The organism is Microcoleus sp. S36a_B3 (assembly GCF_036700745.1).
In the GTDB taxonomy this organism is placed as follows: domain Bacteria; phylum Cyanobacteriota; class Cyanobacteriia; order Cyanobacteriales; family Microcoleaceae; genus Microcoleus.
Window position 1 is genome coordinate 66,888 of sequence record NZ_JAUBPN010000018.1, and the last position, 21,887, is coordinate 88,774.

The following is a 21,887-nucleotide window of genomic DNA, read 5'->3' on the forward strand; positions in this document are numbered from 1 at the left end:
CAGTGATGAGTCATGGGTGAGCAGCCAATAACTCATAATCACTTCCTAAATATCGGCTGCAATCCCAATTACCAATTACCAGTTACTAATCCAATGACGGTGCATTTTTCCGAAAAACCTCCAACAGATACTCGCGACTCTGCGAATGCTTCCGAAGAAGAAGTATTTGCATTTCCCACCTCTTTTGCCCAGCAAAGACTGTGGTTTATCGACCAATTTGAACCGGGAAACCCTTTTTACAACCTTCCGGCGGCTGTGTTACTAAAAGGCAGGCTAAATGTAGTAGTGCTAGAGCTAAGTTTCAAGGAAATTGTGCGCCGTCACGAAGCTTTGCGGACGACATTTGCCACTGTAGACGGTCAACCCGTGCAGGTGGTTGGTGAGAATTTTAATTTCGGGCTGCAAGTTTTAGACCTGCAACAATTGGAGGAAACTGAGCGAGAAGAAAAAGTAAAACAACTGGCTGCAGAAGAAGCTAGCAAACCTTTTGATTTAACCAAATGGCCGCTGTTGCGAGCTAGTTTGCTACAGTTAAATGCTGAGGAATGTGTCTTGCTGCTGACGCTACACCACATTATTTTTGATGGCTGGTCGATCGGAGTCTTTCTGCAAGAATTAGCAGCACTTTACGAAGCGTTTTTGATTGGCAAACCATCCCCACTTCCCCAACTTTCCATCCAGTACGCCGATTTTGCTATTTGGCAGCGGGAATGGCTGGCGGGCGATCGCTTGCAAACTCAACTTAACTACTGGAAAAAGCAGCTCAGTGGCGCTCCCCCCTTGCTGGAATTGCCAGCCGATCGCCCCCGTCCCCCGGCGCAAACCTATCGGGGCGCGAAAGAATCATTCCTCATCCCCAGAACGCTAAGGTCAGCCCTCAAAAAGCTCAGCCGCCAGGAAAATGCCACCCTGTTTATGACGCTGCTAGCAGCCTTTAAAACGTTGCTCTATCGCTATACAGGACAGGCAGATATCCCCGTTGGCTCTCCCATCGCCAACCGCAACCGAGCGGAAATTCAAGGGCTAATCGGGTTTTTTGTCAATACTTTGGTATTGCGAACTGATTTGTCAGGTGAACCAACTTTTCGGCAGTTGCTCGCTCGCATTCGGGAGGTGAGTTTAGAAGCTTACGCTTACCAGGATTTGCCGTTTGAGAAACTGGTTGAAGAGTTGCAACCAGAGCGAAATTTGAGCTACAATCCACTGTTCCAAGTTGCTTTTGTTTTGCAAACTCCACCTGTTGCTGCGGAATCAATAGCCGGACTCAATCTCACTCTTTTAAATGTTGAGAATCAGACAGCAAAAGTTGACTTAACGCTGTATTTAGAAGAAAAGCAGGAAGAAATTAGCGGTCAGTTTGAATACAGTACAGATTTATTTGATGCGGTCACTATTAGGCGGATGGCGGGGCATTTTCTCACGTTGCTGGAGGGTATAGCTGCCAACCCAGAGCGGCGGATTGAAGAGTTGCCGTTGCTGGGGGAAAAAGAGCGGCATCAGTTGTTGGTAGAGTGGAATGACACCCGCGTCGATTATTCGAGCGATCGCTGCATTCATCAATTATTTGAAGCGCAGGTCGAGCGAACTCCCGATGCCATTGCAGTCGTATTTGAAGACCAAAAACTCACCTACCGCGAACTGAATAAACGAGCCAACCAAGTCGCACATTACCTGCAACAAATCGGCGTTAAACCAGATGTTTTGGTAGGGATTTGTGTCGAGCGAGCGAGCGATACAATTGTCGGCATTCTCGGCATTCTCAAAGCCGGGGGCGCTTACGTCCCGCTCGATCCAGCCAACCCGCGCGATCGCCTTGCTTTTATACTCGAAGACGCACAGGTAAATGTGCTGCTGAGTGAGAAAAAGTTGTTGCCAAATCTGCCTAAATCCAGCGCCAAAATCGTTTGTCTCGATGCCGATCAAAGTGCTTTCTCCCAACACAGCAAAGAAAATCCCGCCAGCGCCACCACTGCCGAAAATCTCGCCTATATTATCTACACTTCTGGCTCAACTGGCATCCCCAAAGGCGTTTTAGTTTCTCACTCCAACGTCCTCCGCCTGTTTGCTGCTACCCAGTCGTGGTACAACTTCAACGAGCAAGATGTGTGGACGCTGTTTCACTCTTATGCCTTTGATTTCTCAGTCTGGGAAATTTGGGGCGCTTTGCTATACGGCGGGCGACTCGCGATCGTGCCTTATTCAGTCAGCCGATCGCCCCAAGAATTTTACAACTTGCTATGCAAAGAAAAGGTAACAGTTCTCAACCAAACTCCTTCTGCATTTTACCAGTTGATCGAGACAGATAAATCTGTTGGAATTGGCGAAGATTTAAGCCTGCGCTTAGTAATTTTTGGCGGGGAAGCTTTAGACTTGCAAAGCTTAAAACCTTGGTTCGACCGGCACGGCGATCGGCATCCCCAACTTGTCAATATGTATGGCATTACAGAAACAACTGTCCACGTCACGTATCGACCGCTGACTGCCGCTGATTTAAGTAAAAATGCCAGCCTTATTGGCCGTTCAATTCCTGACTTGCAAGTTTACCTGCTCGATCGCAACTGCCAACCCGTTCCGATCGGCATCCCTGGGGAAATTTACGTTGGTGGTGCTGGCGTCGCGCGGGGCTATCTCAATCAGCCAGAATTAACGGGCGATCGGTTTATTCCAAACCCCTTTAATGACAGTTTGACAGGGCGGTTGTACAAATCGGGAGACTTAGCTCGCTATCTGCCAAATGGCGATATTGAATACTTGGGACGAATTGACCACCAAGTAAAAGTGCGCGGTTTCCGCATCGAATTGGGAGAAATTGAAGCAGCACTAGGACAGCATTCCGATGTGTTGCAGGCTGTAGTTATAGTGCGAGAAGATGTATCAGGAGATAAGCGATTGATAGCTTATATAATTGCTAATTCAGCAGCACAAAATAAGCATTCTATACTGATTCACGAACTACGCTGCTTTCTGAAAGGAAAATTGCCGGAATACATGATACCTGCTGCTTTTGTGACACTGGAGGCGCTGCCTTTAACAAACAACGGTAAAGTCGATCGCAAGGCACTACCCGCACCGGATCGCGATCGGCCAGAACTCGAAGAGGCATTCGCCGCCCCAAGCACGGGTATTGAGAAAAATTTGGCAGAAATTTGGGCGCAAGTATTGGGGTTAGAACAAGTGGGAATTGACGACAATTTCTTTGAATTGGGCGGCGATTCTATCCTCAGCATTCAAGTCATTTCTAAAGCCAATCAAGCGGGGTTGCGGCTCACTCCTAAACAACTGTTTCAACACCAAACCATTGCACAGTTAGCAGCCATCGCCGATACAGCAGGAACCCAACAATCCGAACAAGGATTAATCATTGGCGAAGTTCCGCTGACACCGATTCAGCACTGGTTTTTCGAGCAAAATCTCTCCGATCCGCATCACTGGAATCAGGCGGTGCTTTTAGAGTTGCGGCAACCTCTCGAACCTGCATTAATTGAGTCAGTTTTGCAAGAATTGCTGAAGCACCACGACGCGCTGCGCCTGCGTTTTGTGCGAGGAGAATCTGGCTGGCAGCAGGATCTCGCCAATCCCGACGAGGTTGCGACCTTTACCTGCATTGATTTGTCGTCGCTACCTTCAGAAAAGCGAGAAGCCGCTTTCCAAACCGCCGCCACTCAATTGCAAGGCAGTTTGAATTTGTCAGAGGGGCCATTACTTCGCGCTGCCTTATTTGACTTGGGCAAACATCAGCCAAATCGCTTGTTATTAGCCATTCATCACTTAGCGGTTGATGGGGTTTCTTGGCGAATTTTAATTGAGGATTTCCAGACAGCTTATGGGCAGATTAGCCGGGGTGAAACAGTCGCGCTGCCGCCCAAAACAACCTCATTTAAGCAGTGGGCAGAACGCTTGCATGAGTGGGCGCGATCGCCAGAATTGCAGGGAGAGTTCGATTACTGGTTCGCCCTTTCTCACCAACCAACTTCTCGCTTGCCGGTGGATTTCCCCACAGCAGCCAATTTAGTTGCATCTGAAAAGACAGTATCCGTTGCTTTGAGTGTTGAAGAAACAAAACTGCTCCTGCAAGAAGTACCTGCCGCTTACCGCACTCAAATTAACGATGTATTGCTAACTGCTTTAGGTCAAGCATTTGCACACTGGACTGGCAATAACTCACTTTTACTTGACTTAGAAGGTCACGGGCGCGAAGATATATTTGAGGGAGTAGATTTGTCGCGCACAATCGGCTGGTTTACAGCAGTTTTTCCTGTTCTGTTAAATTCAGAAAAACATTCCGATCTAGGCTCTGCCCTCAAATTAGTGAAAGAGCAGTTACGTGCAGTACCAAATCGCGGCATCGGCTTTGGTGTCCTGCGATATTTAAACGAAGAAACGGCTAAAAAAAATTCTAATTTGCCGCTAACTGAGGTAAGCTTTAATTATCTCGGACAGTTTGACCAAGTGCTGCCAAAAGCTTCTTTATTAATGCTGTCTTCCGAGCCTAGTGGCCCCCTTCGCAGCCCGCGCGGAAATCGGCGTTACCTACTGGAAATTAACGGATTTATTGCCAGTGGCAAGCTGCAATTAGATTGGACGTACAGCGAAAATATTCACCGACGAGAAAGCATTGAAAATTTGGCAACGGGCTTTATAGAATCGCTGCGATCGCTAATTAAATACTGTCAGTCCCCCGACGCAGGCGGCTGCACTCCTTCTGACTTTGCAGAGTTTAAGTGGAGCCAGTGGGGCCAGGACGATTTAGACAACATTACCGCAATTTTGGGAGAGCTTTAATATGATCAATGGCAATATCGAAGATTTTTATCCCCTCTCTCCAGCGCAGCAGGGCATTCTCTTTCATTCCCTTTACCAGCCAGAATCGGGCGTATATTTCGGGCAACTGCTATGCGTCTTGCGCGGCGATCTCAATGTTTCTGCATTTAGAAATAGTTGGCAAAAAGTTGTAGAGCGACATCCCATTTTGCGGACTTGTTTCGTGTGGGAAAATTTGAAAGAACCCGTGCAAGCGGTGCGTAAGCAGGCTGCATTATCTTGGCAGGAAATAAACTGGCGATCGCTCTCTGCGTCAGAACAACAACAGCAGTTAGAAACATTCCTCAAAGCCGATCGAGATCAGGGCTTTGACTTGACATCAGCTCCCTTGATTCGCATTACACTGGCGCAGTTAGAAGCAGATACTTTTCAGTTTATTTTGAGCCACCACCACTTGGTTTTAGATGGGTGGTCGCTGGCGATCGTGCTTGAGGAAGTTTTTGCATTTTATCAAGCCTTCTCCCAGGGCGAGGAATTGCACCTCAAACGCCCTCGCCCTTATCGGGATTACATCGCGTGGCTGCACCAGCAAGATTTATCTGCGGCTGAGTCATTTTGGCGGCAAACTCTCAAAGGTTTTGCAGCTCCAACTGCGATCGCCCGGGGCAATATTGTCGCGGGAAACCGTTTAGAAAGTAGTGGCGAACAGCAGGTGATATTTTGTGCAACAGCCACCGCCGCACTGCAATCTGCCGCGCGGCAGCATCAGCTAACATTAAATACCCTCGTACAGGCAGCTTGGGCGCTACTTTTGAGCCGATACAGCGGCGAGGAAGATGTGGTTTTTGGTACGGTTGTCTCCGGGCGACCGCCAGATTTAATGGGTGCGGAATCGGTAGTGGGGCTGTTCGTAAATCCTCTGCCAGTGCGCGTAAAAATTGACCCACAGGATGTTATTTTATCCTGCTTAAAACAACTCCAATCGCAACAAGTTGAGGCGCGGCAGTATGAGTACAGCCCCCTCATTGAGGTGCAGGGGTGGAGCGAAGTTCCTCGGAGTTTACCTTTATTTGAGAGTTTCGTCGTTTTTGAGAATTATCCCTCGGATGCTTCTTTGCAGGAGAAGATTGAAAACTTAAAAGTAGAGAATATTCGCTCCTTGGAAACAACGAATTATCCTCTAACGGTGATGGCGATGCCCGGTGCGGCATTGACGCTGAAAATTATTTTCGATCGTAGCTGCTTTGAGGACAGTGCGATAGCGCGGATGCTCGGACACCTGCAAACTTTACTGGAAGGAATGGCTGCCAATCCTCACCAAAAACTATCCAATTTATCCTTATTGAGCGCTACCGAACAACAACAATTACTTGTTAAGTGGAATGACACTCAAGCGGATTACCCCAAAAATGCCTCAATTCACGAATTATTTGCAGCACAAACAGAGCGAACCCCAGATGCAGTGGCTGCAATTTGCGAAAATGAACAATTGACTTACCGCGAATTGAATGCCAAAGCCAACCAAATCGCGCATTACCTGCAATCTCTAGGTGTAAAACCCGAAGTTTTGGTGGGAATTTGTTTAGAGCGATCGCTGTCGATGCTGGTGGCAATTTTGGGCATTTTAAAAGTCGGTGCCGCTTACGTTCCTCTCGATCCTGCTTATCCCCAAGAACGCCGATCCTTCATGCTGGCCGACGCAAAAGTTCCGGTGCTTTTGACTCAAAAAAACCTCCTAGAAACCCTCCCCGAACACAGCGCTAAAGTCGTCTGTATCGACGCCGAATGGCAGGAAATTTCCCGCGAGAGCGATCGCAACCCCGCTGTTAAAGTGCCAGCCGAAAACCTCGCTTACGTCCTCTACACTTCCGGCTCGACAGGTACTCCCAAAGGCGTACTCGGCACCCACCGAGGCACAGTCAATCGCTGTTTTTGGAACCCCTACCCTTTTATCGAAGCAGATATTTGCTGTCAAAAAACGTCCTTAAATTTTGTCGATTCGGTTTGGGAAATCTTTGCTCCTTTGCTGCATGGGTTGCCCACTGTCATTATTCGCGATCGAGCCGTCAAAGATATTAACCAATTCCTTCAAACCTTATCAAAGCAAAATGTAACCAGACTGGTGCTAGTTCCTTCTTTGTTGCGCGCTATCTTAGATTCCTTCCCTGATTTAGACAGGCGTTTGCCTCAATTAAAGTATTGGATTTGCAGCGGAGAAACTCTGCCGCTGGAACTTTGCCAGCAATTTCGAGAGCAGATGCCCCAGCGGGTATTAATCAATCTTTATGGCTCTTCGGAAGTAGCTGCGGACGTGACGTGGTACGATGCAACTCACTGTGTCGAGAAAGTGCCAATCGGTCGCCCGATCGCCAACACGCAAATTTACCTGCTCGATCGCAATTTGCAACCCGTTCCCATAGGAATTCCCGGCGAGATTTACGTCGGCGGCGATGGATTGGCACAGGGCTACTTAAACCGCCCCGACTTAACCTCGGAAAAATTCATTTCTAACCCGTTTGGGCAAGAAAAATTAGATTTTCTCGGTAATACTCATCAAAAAGTTTTGTTCAAAACAGGCGATATCGGTTGTTACCTGCCGGATGGTAATATAGAATTTCTGGGCCGTGGCGATTGCCAAGTAAAAATTCGCGGTTTCCGCATCGAACTCGGAGAAATAGAGGCAGCACTTTCTCAACATTCTTCTGTGTCCACCGCTGCTGTTTTGCTTCAGGAAAATGCACCGGGCAGTCAACGCCTAGTCGCTTACCTAGTTCCTAACTCAGGGTTGAGAAATCAGCACCCAGAACTAATTTCCGAACTGCGTTCATTTTTGAAGCACAAACTGCCCGATTACATGGTGCCTTCCGCTTTTGTGCTATTAGATGCGTTGCCACTAACACCCAACGGAAAAATTGACCGCCTCGCCTTATCTCAAAAGTGCGATTACGTTTGTGATGAAACAGCCTTCACTGAGCCACAAACGCCCACAGAGAAAGAAATTGCTGAGATTTGGACTGCTCTTTTAGGGCTAGAAAAAGTAGGGACTAACCAAAACTTTTTTGACTTAGGCGGTCACTCTCTGATGGCAACACAGTTAATCTCGCGAGTGCGATCGTGCTTTGGGGTAGAGTTAGCGATGTGCGATTTTTTTGCCGCTCCCACCATTCAGAATTTAGCTGAACTAATCGAGGAAGAAATTCTGGCAAATGCCGATGCTAACCAGATAGATAAATTGCTCGATTTTTTAGAAAAGAGTGAGGGAGAGTCAGCACCAACTGTGATGCTGACTGAGTAAATGTATGGTGGCAAAAAAACACAAAAAGCTCTTTTTCATTAAGGCTTCGGTGGGGAAGAGAAGATAAAAAAAGGCAATTTAACAGGAGTAATTCGGATGATTCAACAAACAGTAAAACCCCAAAATTCTCAAGATATAATGGAGCCATTAAAAGCCTCTGTTACCCCACTTGAAGAAAAGTTAATGGAGCTATTCAGTGCCTCAGAAAAGTCATTTTTGGCAGAAGAAGCAATGGAGGAGCGAATTTCTGCCTTAGTTCAAGACTTTTTGTACGCAAAAACCGCTAGTACAGATATTGACTTAGAGTTAATTATTCAGCAGTTTAAGGAAAACAAAATTCCCGCCCTTCCTACAGATGTTGGGAATTATATCGATGATTTGACCCAAACCCTTGTTGCTCATTCCATCCACACCTCTTCCCCCCGATATATCGGTCACATGACGAGCGCACTTCCCTATTTTGTGCGCCCGATCGCGAAGCTGTTAACCGCGATGAATCAAAATTTAGTCAAGATGGAAACTGCCAAAGTTTTAAGCCCCTGCGAGCGCCAGACTTTGGCAATGATGCACCGATTAATTTACGATTTTTCTGAGGATTTTTATAACCAGCACATTCAAAAAAGTGACAGCACGCTCGGTATCATGACAACGGGCGGCACCCTAGCTAATATCACCGCTTTGTGGTGCGCTCGCAACGCTTCTTTAGGCCCAAAAAATGACTTTGGTGGCATTGAAAAAGAAGGCTTGTACGCAGCTTTAGAGTTTTACGGCTACAAGGGAATGGTGATAATCGGATCGAGTTTGATGCACTATTCTTTTGAAAAGGCTGCCGGTTTATTAGGCATTGGCGATCGCTATCTCCTAAAAGTCCCCACCGATTCCAATCACCGCATGGATTTGGCAGCGCTGCGCCAAACTGTAGCCGAATGTCGCGATCGCAATCTGCACATTCTGGCAATTATCGGTGTTGCAGGCAGCACCGATTCGGGAAGTATCGATCCGCTTCCAGAAATAGCCGCGATCGCGCAAAAAGCAAACGCTCACTTTCACGTCGATGCCGCGTGGGGCGGCCCCGTGCTTTTTTCCGAACGTCACCGGCACAAATTGGCAGGCATTGAACTAGCAGATTCCGTCACCATAGATGGACACAAACAAATGTATTTGCCAATGGGAATCGGCATGGTTTTATTCCGCAATCCCCAAACCGCCAAAGTTATTGAAAAAAACGCGCCCTACACGGTGCGAAAAGACTCGATCGATCTAGGCAAGCGCTCTCTCGAAGGCTCTCGATCGGGTGCGAGTTTGTTCTTGCAAGCCGCCTTGAATATCATCGGCCATCAAGGCTATGAGTTTTTGATAGATTCAGGCATCCATAAAACGCAGCACTTGGCTAATTTACTTCGCGAAAATCCAGCATTTGAATTGCTGCTAGAACCAGAAATTAATATTCTTTTATACCGCTACATTCCAGAAACATTCAGGGAACAAGCAGCCAAAAAACAACTAGCCGAAGCAGACAACCACTTCATTAATCAATTTAACGAGCGCCTCCAGGAGGCCCAGCGGCAAGCCGGTCACACCTTCGTCTCGCGAACAACCTTGCAAAACACCTGTTATGGCAAAACCATTCCCATTGTTGCTTTTCGAGTCGTCCTTGCCAACCCCCTCACCACTGAAGCAGATATCAATTTTGTTTTAAACGACCAGCTAAAAATAGCAGCAAAGCTTTCCTTAACTATCACAAACAGCGATTACTGCGAGGAAGTGAATTATGATGTCTACTAATCGTTCAGAACGGCTGAAAAACCTCTCGCCCCAGAAGCGATCGCTCCTCCTCAAAGCATTAAGCAAAGACGCAGCACAGGCTGAGCAATCTCAGCGCATTCCCAGGCGATCGCAGCAAAATTCGGCTCCCCTTTCTTTTGCCCAGCAACGGCTGTGGTTTCTCGATCGATTGTCTCCCGAAAACCCTGCCTACAACCTTCCTGCTGCTGTGCATTTGCAAGGGCAATTGAATTTGTCAGCACTGCAACAAACACTCAATGAAATTGTCAGGCGTCACGAAGTTTTACGGACTGCTTTTGCAGAAGTGGACGGGGAACCTGTTCAACTAATTTCTCCTTCCTTGGATTTCGCTTTGTCGGTGATAAACTTGCGACATTTACCAGAAACTGAGCAGCAAGCTGAAATTGAGCAGCGTACTCTTGAAGAAGCTCAACGCCCCTTTGACTTAACGCGAGATCCCTTACTGCGTGGCACTTTGCTGCAAGTTGGTTCGGCAGAATATGTGTTGCTGCTGACGATACACCACATTATTTCTGATGGTTGGTCTATGGGGGTATTGGTGCGAGAAGTGGCCGCACTTTATGAAGCTTTTTCCAATGACAAACCCTCTGGGCTGCCGGAACTTCCCGTACAGTATGCCGACTTCGCCAGTTGGCAGCGGCAGCATTTCCAAGGAGAGAAATTAGAAAAACAGCTCGCTTATTGGAAACAGCAATTGGCAGGCGGTTTAGCTGTACTTTCAACGGATAAGCAGCGCTCTCCCGTGCCAAGTTTCCGAGGATCGCAGCAATCTTTTGTGATTTCTGCTTCTTTAAATGAAAGGCTGAAAACCCTCGCCCAGCAACAAGATGTCACCCTATTCATGAAGTTGTTGGCAGCATTTCAATCCTTGCTATGCTGCCAAGTAAAGCAGGATAACATCGCTATTGGCTCTCCCATTGCCAATCGCAACCGCCTTGAATTAGAGGAACTGATTGGATTTTTTGTCAATACTTTAGTGCTGCGAATTGACACCGCAGGTAATCCAACTTTCCGCGAACTACTCGGCCGAACACGCGAGGTAGCGTTAGCAGCTTACGCTCACCCGGATGTTCCTTTTGAAAAGCTCGTGGAGGAATTGCAGCCGGAGCGAAATCTCAGCTATAACCCGCTGTTTCAAGTGTGGTTTGTACTCCAGAATGCACCCATGCCACCCCTGGAGTTAGCTGGTTTGACCTTGAGCATTCTGGAATCCGATGTCGGTATGTCGAGACACGACTTAAGCCTCACTCTCTGGGAGGTTTCAGAAGGAATTCAAGGCTTATTTGACTACAAAACAGACTTATTTGAGGCTGCGACTATTGCCCGAATCGTAAGAGGTTTTCAAATCCTCCTCAACCAGATAGTCATCCAGCCAGATATTAGAATCGACGACTTGGCAGAAATTCTTGCCGAAGCAGAAAGGCAGCACCAAATCGAGCAGCAAAAACAAATTCAGATTTCGGGAATTCAAAAATTAAAAATGGCTAAACGCAAAGTTATGAAAAGTTTAAAATGATGGCTCATATCAAATCTGTTAGCATCGGAATTATTCCTATCTCTCTTCTCGACATCTGCGTGAATCAGCGTCAATCCATTGTCATCTGCGGTTAATAAATTCTCTTTTTTTGACCGCAGATACAGGCAGATTAACACAGATTAACGCAGATGAATTAGATGGATTCCGGTTGCACCATCTGTGATTGTTGACTGTTGACTGAATTTTACTATGCCGATGCTACCGGAATTGATCTCCATCTCTCAGGTTTTTTCGGGAAAAAGGGATAAAATCCTCACCAAACCAAAAACTATGACAAATACAGAAACAAAGAATCTCAATTCCCAAAAGTTAGGATCGGTTAGGCGCAAAGCCGTCAGCCTCTCCTCAGAGGAATTAGTCAAAACCGCCTACCTCCAGCCGGAAAACCTTCTACCTCTAGTTGTTCAGCCAACAGTAGAAAAATTAAATCTCGCAGGTTGGGCACAGAACAATCGCTCATCAATTGAAAAGCAGTTATGGAAGCATGGAGGAATACTTTTTCGAGGCTTTGAAGTCGCCGGGGTGAATGGTTTCGAGCAGTTTATTCAAACTATTGCTGGCGACTTGTTGGAATATTCTTTTCGCTCGACTCCGCGCAGTCAGGTGAGCGGAAATATCTACACCTCCACCGAGTATCCTGCCGAGCAATTCATCCCCCTGCACAATGAAATGGCTTATTCTCGAAATTGGCCGCTGAAAATCGCTTTTTTCTGCGTCAGGAAAGCAGAAGAGGGAGGAGAAACTCCGATTGCTAACAGCCGCAAAGTGTTTGAAAGCCTGGATTCAAAGATTAGAGAAACGTTTGCCCAGAAAAAGGTTATGTATGTGCGAAATTACGGCGGTGGCGTAGATTTACCCTGGCAAAATGTCTTCAATACTGATAGCAAAATTGAGGTAGAAGAGTATTGCAAAAAAGCGGGAATTGAGTTAGAATGGAAAAGTAACGAGGGCTTGAAAACTCGCCAAATATGTCAAGCTGTCGCCCAGCACCCAAAAACGCAGGAAATGGTGTGGTTTAATCAAGCTCACCTCTTCCACATTTCCAATCTCGAACCCGCCGTTCGCAAAGAGCTTTTAACTTCTTTTAAGCAGGAAGATTTACCCCGCAATGCTTATTACGGCGATGGCTCGCCCATTGAAGATTTTATATTAGACGAAATTCGTCGCTGCTATCAGCAAGAAACAACTGTTTTTCTTTGGGAAGAAGGAGATGTCTTGCTGCTAGATAATATGCTAGCCGCGCACGGACGCACGCCATTTTCTGGTTCGCGTCGGGTTGTTGTCGGTATGGCAGAAGCGTTTAGCTGTCAAGATAGTTAGGCTTATTAAAGGAACTTTAGAAATGCAAAACGAAACAATCGAAGGGTTTAGACTCTCTCCACAGCAACGACATTTGTGGGGGTTACAGCAAAATAATTCTCAACAGATCTATCGTGTTCGAGGTGCAATTTTAATTTCAGGAAACCTCGATCGAGAGATTCTGAAAAAGGCGCTCCAAAATGTCGTGAATCGGCACGAAATCCTGCGTACTAGCTTTCACTGCTTGCCTGGGATGACACTACCCCTGCAAGCGATCGCCAGCACTGGTGAAGTTCCTATCTCGGAACACAATCTCAGCGGTTTGTCTCCCGAAGAACAAGAAGCTAAAATCGCAGCGCTTTTTGAGCAACTAAACCTGCTTCCTTTTGATTTTGAGCGCGGCCCACTTTGGCACATCTCTTTAGTCACTCTGGCCCAAGACAAGCACCTATTGCTGGCGAACTTCTCTGCCTTAATTGCAGATAGCGTCACCATGAAAAATTTTACCCGCGAACTCAGTCTTTCCTACTCAGCTTATACGTGCCAAGAAGAACCAGCCGATGAGCCAATGCAATATGCCGATATTGCTGAGTGGCAAAATGAGTTACTCGAATCAGAAGAAACGGCAATCGGCAAAGAATACTGGCGAAAGCTGAACCTTGAATCTTGGGATTTATTAACGCTTCCTTGGGAAAAGAAGAATACAGAAGCGGAATTTAAGCCGCTAGTAGAAAGGGTGGAAATTCGGGGTGATTTGTTGAACAGCCTGGAAGCGATCGCGCAAAAACACCAAAGCGATATTTCTACATTCCTGCTGACTTGTTGGCAAATTTTAATTTGGCGGCTTACCAGACAGCCAAACCTGATAGTCGGCGTAACTGGAAACGGCAGGAAATATGAAGAATTAGAACACTCTCTGGGGCTGTTGAGTACCTATTTACCGCTACATTGCGACTTGCAAGACGAATTCAGTTTTGCAGAAGTTTGGCGACAAGTTGAGCTAAATCTCAAAGATATTCACACTTGGCAAGAATATTTTACCTGGGAAGAAACTCTAGAATCCGATAAAAGTAACGCTTTTTTGCCCATCTGCTTTGAGTGTGAAACAGAGCCAGAGAAATATGGCGAGTCTGGCGTTTCATTTTTCCTCGATCGGCAAGATGCCTGCCTAGAGCCATTCAAACTTAAACTTTCCTGTCTTTCACGAGGCAATTGCTTAATCACCGATTTTTGCTACGATCCGGCTTTATTTGAAGCTGAAGATATCAAACGCTTGTCAAAACACTTTCAGGCACTATTAGAAAGTGCAGTAAAAAGTCCACAAATTCCCATTAGTCAGTTAAATATACTTAGCGATCGCGATCGGCTGCAACTTCTCATTGACTTTAACCAAACTCAAAAAGATTACCCGAAAAATAAATGCGTTCACCAGCTTTTTGAAGAACAAGCCGATCGCAATCCAGACAGCATTGCCGTCGTCTTTGAAAGTGAACAAATCACCTACCGAGAACTCAACGATCGCGCCAATCAACTCGCCCATCACCTGCAGAACTTGGGAGTTGAACCAGAGTCAATTGTCGGAATTTGCGTCGATCGCTCCTTAGAAACAATCGTAGGAATGCTGGGCGTACTCAAAGCCGGTGGTGCCTATTTACCCATCGATCCAACGACCCCAATAGAGCGCAAAGCGCTAATGCTAAAAGACGCTCAGGTGAAGGTTTTGCTCGTACAACAGCGGCTCATAGAAAGCTTGCCGAAAACTCAAGCAAATATTGTTTGCATCGATACAGACATTCCCACTGTTTCTACCGCTTGCACGCCGCGTGTTTCTGCCGGCAATTTAGCTTACGTCATCTATACTTCCGGTTCCACTGGCATCCCCAAAGGAGTCGCGATCGAACACCGGCAACTGCTCAATTACCTGCACAGCATTCAGGAAAAATTAAACCTACCAGCCAAAGCCAGTTTTGCTACCGTTTCCACCTTCGCCGCCGACTTAGGAAACACAGCGATTTTCCCCGCCCTTTGTTTCGGCGGTTGCCTGCATATTATCTCCCAAGAACGCGCCACCGATCCAGAGGCACTGGGTGAATATTTCTGCCGCCATCCCATCGACTGCCTCAAAATAGTTCCCTCTCATCTAGCCGCCCTTTTAAACTCCTCTCAACCCAAGTCAATTTTGCCTGGAAAACGGCTTATTTTAGGAGGTGAATCTGCCAATTGGAGCTTAATTAAAACACTTCGCAATCTTGCTCCTACTTGCTCATTATTCAATCACTACGGCCCAACAGAAACAACTGTAGGTGTCCTGAGTTATCAAGTCGAGTTTGATAAAATAGGGTGCGATTTTGACACAGTTCCACTCGGTCTTCCGATTGCCAACACTCAGATTTATATCTTGGATTCTTACTTGCAGCCGGTGCCGATAGGCGTACCTGGTGAACTGTACATCGGCGGTGATAATTTGGCGCGCGGATATCTTAACCGCCCTGAATTAACCCCAGAAAAATTTATTCGCAATCCATTTGACACGCAAGCAAAAACACGACTGTACAAAACGGGTGATTTGGCTCGCTATTTGCCAGACGGAAACATCGAATTTATTGGGCGAATTGACAGTCAAGTAAAAATCCGGGGTTTCCGCATTGAATTGGGAGAAATTGAGGCAGCGTTAGGGCAGCATCCAGATATCGTGCAGGCTGTAGTTATGGCGCCAGAAGACGAGATGTCACAAAAGCGCCTCGTGGCTTATTTGATTTCTGAGCAGAAACCAGCACCAAGCAGCAGCGAACTTCGCCGTTTTTTAGCGACAAAATTGCCTGAGTACATGGTGCCTTGGGCTTTTGTAATGCTCAAAAGTTTGCCTTTAACTCCTAATGGAAAGATCGATCGGCGATCGCTGCCAGAACCTGACGAAATGCGGCCGGAGTTGACAGAAAACTTTGTCGCGCCTCGCACAAATATCGAGGAAGTTTTAGCCGCTATCTGGGCTGAAGTTCTCAAACTTGAAAAAGTCGGCATTTACGACAACTTTTTTGAATTAGGAGGGCATTCCCTATTAGCAACTCAAGTAATTTCCAGAGTGCGCCAAGCATTTCAGGTCGAGTTGCCTTTGCACCGTTTATTTGAGTCGGCCACAGTCGCCGATTTTGCAGTAGCGATCGCGCAAAAGCAAGCCGAACAAACAGACAGTGAAATGCTCGCTCAAGTTTTAGCAGACCTCGATCAACTGTCAGAAGCACAAATACAGGAAATTCTCGCCCAACAAGGAGTCAGCAAATGAGTGATTTAATCGAACGCATCGCGGCTCTTTCTCCCCAAAAGCGCGAGTTGCTGTTGCAGCGGCTCAACCATAAAAAAGAAAGCGTTTCGCTAGAAAAAATTCTGCCTCAAAGTCGAGAGTCTAACACTTTTCCTCTGTCGTTTGCTCAACAGCGGTTGTGGTTTTTTGAGCAACTAACTCCCGGCAACTTTACCTATCACATCCTCGCCGGCGTGCGTTTGACGGGAACGCTCGACGCGAAATCCCTCGATCGCAGTCTCAACGAACTTGTCAAGCGTCATGAAGTTTTGCGAACGGCTTTTAAGACAATAAACGGGCAACCCGTTCAGGCGATCGCTTCAAATCTGGAATTGAAAATTTTAGAAATAGATTTGCGATCGCTTCCTGAAACTGAACGATCTCGCGAAGTTGAACGGTTAATCGCCGCAGAAGCAAAGCTTGCTTTCGATTTGTCACAAGCACCCTTATTACGTGCCAAATTGCTGCAATTGAGCGATTCAAACTGGGTGCTGCTATTGAGTACGCACCACATCATTTTCGATGCCTGGTCAATGGGAATATTCATCCCGGAACTCGCCACGTTTTATCAAGCCTTTTGCACTGGCAAACCTTCTCCCCTTCCCGAACTGTCGGTACAGTACGCAGACTTTGCAAGTTGGCAGCGCCAGTGGTTGCAAGGAGAAGTTTTAGAGACGCAGCTTGCTTACTGGAAAAAACAGCTCGGAGGCAATCTTCCTGTACTAAATTTGCCAACAGATCGCCCCCGCTCGGCAGTACAAACCTTCCGAGGTGCAGTGCATAAATTCACCATTCCCAAAGCAATAGCAGAGGAAATAACCCTATTAAGCCAGCGGGAAAAAGCTACTTTATTTATGACCCTACTGGCAGCGTTTAAAACATTGCTCTATCGCTACACCGGGCAAGAAGATATTTTAGTCGGATCCCCCATTGCTAACCGCAACCGACGCGAAATCGAGGAAGTAATTGGCTTATTTGCTAACACCTTAGTTTTCCGCACCAATCTGTCGAGCAACCCAACTTTTAAAGAGTTACTGGGCCGCGTGCGAGAAGTAGCTCTCGGCGCGTATAACCACCAGGATTTGCCCTTCGAGAAACTGGTAGAACTCCTACAGCCCGAACGAGATTTAAGTCATAATCCGCTATTTCAGGTGTTGTTTTCTCTGCGAAATGTTCCGACGTCGCAGATAAAATTGCCAGGAGTGACGTTGAGCAGTTTGGAAATAAAAGGGACAACGGCGAGATTTGATTTAGCGCTTGACCTGGAGGAAGGATTAGAGGGTATTAATGGAACGCTTGAGTATAGCCAAGATTTGTTTGACGCTAGCACTGCACGACGGATAGCCGGACATTTCCTAACCTTACTAGAAAGTATAGCTGCTAATCCCGAACAGCCCATTTCAAATTTGCAAATCTTGACGAAACCAGAACAGCAGCAACTTTTGTTCGAGTGGAACAACACTCAATCGAGTTTTCCGCAAGATAAGTGCATACATGAACTATTTGAAGCGCAGACAGAGCGGACGCCGGATGCGATCGCTGTCGTTTTTGAAAATGAATGTCTGACTTACCGGGATCTGAACAAAAAAGCAAATAACCTCGCAAGTTACTTGCAAAAAATCGGTGTCAACCCAGAAGTTTTCGTGGGAATTTATGTCGAGCGTTCCCTAGAAATGATGGTAGGGCTTCTCGGCATTCTCAAAGCCGGTGGCGCTTATGTTCCCCTCGATCCAGCGTATCCACCAGAGCGCCTGGGATTCATGCTGGAAGACGCGAAAATTTCAGTGTTACTCACTCAGAAAAAGCTATTAGAAACCCTGCCCAAAAATAGCGCCTCCCTCGTGTTTCTGGATGCAGATGGGGAAGGCATATCGAGCTGCGACGAGCCAGTCGTGGGTTTACAAAATTCGTCCAATTTAGCCTATGTGATCTATACTTCAGGCTCAACAGGTAAACCCAAAGGAGTGCAAATTTCCCACGCCTCTGTCGTTAACTTCTTGAGTTCTATGCGCCAACAACTGGCGATCGCAGATCGAGATGTTTGGCTAGCAGTAACATCCTTATCTTTTGACATTGCAGCACTGGAACTGTTCCTGCCTATTACAACAGGTTCTCGCGTTGTTGTAGCCAGCCGAGAAGTGGCATCTAACGGCGAAAAGCTGTTAGAAACATTAACAAATTCTGGCGCGACAGTCATGCAAGCTACTCCAGCCAGTTGGAAAATGCTTTTAGCAGCAGGATGGCAGGGAAACAATCAATTAAAAATACTGTGCGGGGGAGAAGCTTTACCCCGACAACTCGCCAATCAGTTGCTTTGGCGCGGCGCTGCTGTGTGGAATTTATACGGCCCTACAGAAACCACTATCTGGTCTACTCTCTATCAGGTCGATCGCAAAGATGAATCAGTTTCCATCGGTCGCCCGATCGCTAACACTCAAATTTTCATATTAGACCGCTATTTAATGCCGGTTCCCGTTGGCGTATTTGGCGAACTGCACATCGGCGGTGCCGGCTTATCTAGAGGCTACCTAAACCGACCGGAACTGACCGCAGAGAAGTTTATTCCTAACCCCTTTGCAGAGGACGGAATTCATGCTTCATGCTTCATTCATCCTTCATCGTTTATTCTTTCAGAACGCCTCTATAAAACCGGGGACTTGGCTCGCTATCTCCCAGATGGAAACATTGAATTTATGGGGCGCAGCGACCACCAGGTGAAAGTTCGCGGATTTCGCATCGAATTAGGCGAAATTGAAGCGGTACTCAGCCAATACCCAGCCGTGCGAGAAGCGATCGCACTGGTTCGAGAGGACAATCCGGGCGACAAGCGTTTAGTAGCTTATATCGTTGCTAACTCAGAACTCAAAACTCAAGACTCAGAACTTATTAATGATTTGCGCTCTTACCTGAAACAAAAACTGCCGCAGTACATGATGCCGTCAGCGTTTGTGCTGCTGGAAGCAATGCCTTTAACGCCTAACGGAAAAATCGATCGGCGATCGCTAAAAGCACCTGACAAAAACACAGCAGAATTCGAGAGCAATTTTACCTGCCCTCGAACTCCCGACGAGCAATTAATAGCAGAAATTTGGGCGGAAGTTCTCGGTTTAGAGCGCGTTGGAATTCACGATAACTTCTTTGAATTGGGAGGTCATTCATTGCTGGCTACTCAGGCGATCGCCCGCCTGCGAGAAGCGTTTCAAATTGAATTGCCCCTGCGCGTTTTATTTGAATCGCCTACCGTCGCAACTTTCACCGAAAGCCTCTTGCAATATCGCGCCTCGCAAAAACTGAAAGCACCCCCCATCAAGCGTGCGTCAAGGCAGGGAGAATTACCCCTTTCTTTTGCACAACAACGACTGTGGTTTCTCGACCAATTGCAGCCGGGGAATCCTGCCTATAATATCCCAGCAGCCGTGCGCTTGAAGGGGGCGCTCAATGTAGCCGTTCTAGAGCAAACTTTTCAGGAAATTATCAAGCGACACGAAGCATTGCGGACAACTTTTAAATCGGTGGAAGGACGACCCGCTCAGGTTATTATTTCATCTTTTAATTTCACATTGCCGATCGTAAACCTAAGAGAGTTATCGCAAGCTGAACGAGAAGCCGAGGCAATGCGACTCGCCGCTGAAGAAGCGCGACAGCCTTTTGACCTAACAAAATGGCCGTTACTGCGCGTCACATTGTTACATCTTGACGAGACAGAATACCTGCTGTTAGTGACAGTACACCACATCATAGCCGATGGCTGGTCGATGGGGGTACTCGTGCGGGAAGTGGCGGCGCTTTATGAAGCTTTCTGCAGTGGCAAACCTTCTCCCCTACCCGAACTTTCTGTACAGTACGCAGACTATGCTGTTTGGCAAATAAACTGGCTGCAAGGCGAAGTTCTCGAAGCAAAACTCGCTGACTGGAAGCAGCAGTTGGGTCAAATTTTGCCCCCGCTGCAATTGCCAGCAAAACAACCGCGTTCTGCTGTTTCTAGCGATCGAGCTGAGATTCAAGAATTCCAGCTTGATTGGCAAGTTTCACAAGCGCTAAACGCACTCAGTAGGCAACAAAATGTCACTTTGTTTATGACCTTGTTGGCAGCACTTCAAACGCTGCTTTATCGCTACACAAATCAAGAAGATATTGTCGTCGGTACTGACCTGGCAAACCGCACACAAGTTGAGACTGAAGCTTTAATTGGTTTCTTTGTCAATATCCTCGTCTTGCGAACCGATATGCGCGGCAATCCTACATTTCGCCAACTGCTCGATCGCGTGCGCGAAGTGACATTAAAAGCTTACACTCACCAAGATTTGCCCTTCGACAAACTGGTAGAAGAACTGCGGCCCGATCGCACCCTGAGTCAGACACCGCTATTTCAAGTTTTATTCGTCATGCAAAATGCGCCTATGCCGAATTTAGAAATGGCCGGTTTAACTTTAATGCCGGTTGCAATTGATAGCGGTACGGCTAAATTTGATTTGGCGCTATTTGTCTCGGAAACAGAGACAGGAATTGTCGGCAGTTGGAAGTATAATTCCGATCTATTTGACAGAGAAACGATCGCTCAAATGTCAAATCGCTTTGAAACCCTCCTCAGCAGCATTGTGGCGCAGCCTGACAGTCGTTTAAACACTTTAGAAATACTCACAGAAGCCCAGAAGCAGAAACAAGCCATGCAAGAATTAAAGCGTGAAAAAAGCAATTTTAGTAAGTTCAAAAGCGTCAAGCCCAAGCCAGTGGCATTGCCACAAGGCGAATTGATAACAACCGACTACCTGCACCCCGACGAACTCTTTCCTTTAGTGGCAAAACCCGCAGTAGCCGATGTCGATCTCGCAGACTGGGCGAAAAATAACCGCGAATTTATAGAGGCAAAATTGCTACAGCATGGAGGGATTCTTTTCCGAGGGTTCATCGGCCCTGTGGTTTCCGCATTCGAGCAGTTTGCACTCTCAATTTGTTCGGAATTATTTGGGGAGTATGGGGATTTGCCACGCGAAGGAGTTAGCGGCAAAGTTTACGGTTCAACTCCTTACCCAGCAGATAAAGCTATCTTATTTCACAGCGAGAGTTCGCACCTGCACCGCTGGCCGATGAAAATCTGGTTTTTCTGCGTTCAGCCAGCGCAACAAGGCGGAGAAACGCCGATCGTTGATTGTCGGAAAGTTTACCAGTTGCTAGACCCGAAACTCAGAGAAAAATTTGCCCAAAAGCAAATTATGTACGTTCGTAACTACACAGACGGACTCGATGTAAGCTGGAAAGATTTTTTCCAAACAGAAGACAAATCCGTAGTTGAGGAATATTGCCGGCAAGCTGGGATGGAATTTGAGTGGAAAGCAGGAAATAATTTGAGAACTCGCAAAATTCGCCCCGCAATTGCCAAGCACCCAAAAACCAAAGAGATGGTATTTTTCAATCAACTTCCCTTGCACCACATTTCCTGCTTAGATGCCGCAACCCGCGCTTCCTTGCTCTCGGTTTTTGGAGAAGAGAACCTCCCCCGCAATGTTTATTACGGTGACGGCACTCCTATTGAAGACTCGGTAATGGCAGAAATTCAGGCAGTGTACGCGCAAGCTGCTGTTAGTTTTCCCTGGCAAGCAGGAGACATCTTAATGCTAGATAATATGCTTGCCGCTCACAGTCGCAATCCATTTATCGGTTCGCGAAAAATTGTTGTAGCGATGGGCGAAATGATTCCTGAATCAGGAATTTAATTCCCTTTCATATCATGTCCGGTCGATTGCCAGAAATCAGGTAGGGGCGGGTTCACCAACAATATTTGCCAATAATTGACAATCTCAAAAACCCGCCCGACCGGGAGATTATAGTCAATCGATCGGGCATAATATCATCTCTTCCAGGCAAAGGTAACGAGAATAAAGTAGTGC

At 46.8% G+C, this 21,887-nt stretch carries 7 protein-coding genes; all 7 read left to right on the top strand.

The features are described from left to right. Window positions 1-12 precede the first annotated feature (12 nt). The 7 genes from QUA01_RS19180 (at window position 13) to QUA01_RS19210 (ending at window position 21,713) form a co-directional block, all read left to right on the top strand. Window positions 13-4,782: an amino acid adenylation domain-containing protein gene (locus QUA01_RS19180; RefSeq protein WP_333091924.1), complete on the top strand. Its 4,770-nt coding sequence runs from the start codon at window positions 13-15 to the stop codon at window positions 4,780-4,782. A gap of 1 nt (window position 4,783) precedes the next feature. Continuing rightward, window positions 4,784-8,056 (top strand): amino acid adenylation domain-containing protein, encoded by a 3,273-nt coding sequence (locus QUA01_RS19185; RefSeq protein ID WP_333091922.1) that lies wholly within the window; start codon window positions 4,784-4,786, stop codon window positions 8,054-8,056. 96 nt (window positions 8,057-8,152) lie between these two features. Continuing rightward, window positions 8,153-9,841: a pyridoxal-dependent aspartate 1-decarboxylase PanP gene (gene panP, locus QUA01_RS19190; RefSeq protein WP_333091921.1), complete on the top strand. Its 1,689-nt coding sequence runs from the start codon at window positions 8,153-8,155 to the stop codon at window positions 9,839-9,841. Further along, a complete protein-coding gene (locus tag QUA01_RS19195) occupies window positions 9,828-11,378 on the top strand; it encodes a condensation domain-containing protein (protein WP_333091919.1) in 1,551 nt (516 codons plus the stop codon). Before panP ends, QUA01_RS19195 begins: the two co-directional genes overlap by 14 nt. A gap of 291 nt (window positions 11,379-11,669) precedes the next feature. Further along, window positions 11,670-12,719: a TauD/TfdA family dioxygenase gene (locus QUA01_RS19200; protein WP_333091917.1), complete on the top strand. Its 1,050-nt coding sequence runs from the start codon at window positions 11,670-11,672 to the stop codon at window positions 12,717-12,719. 22 nt (window positions 12,720-12,741) lie between these two features. Then, complete coding sequence (locus QUA01_RS19205; protein WP_333091916.1) at window positions 12,742-15,981, top strand: non-ribosomal peptide synthetase; 3,240 nt, start codon at window positions 12,742-12,744, stop codon at window positions 15,979-15,981. Then, window positions 15,978-21,713: a non-ribosomal peptide synthetase gene (locus tag QUA01_RS19210; RefSeq protein WP_333091914.1), complete on the top strand. Its 5,736-nt coding sequence runs from the start codon at window positions 15,978-15,980 to the stop codon at window positions 21,711-21,713. The genes QUA01_RS19205 and QUA01_RS19210 overlap by 4 nt, the downstream gene beginning before the upstream one ends. The last annotated feature ends 174 nt before the right edge of the window (window positions 21,714-21,887 follow it).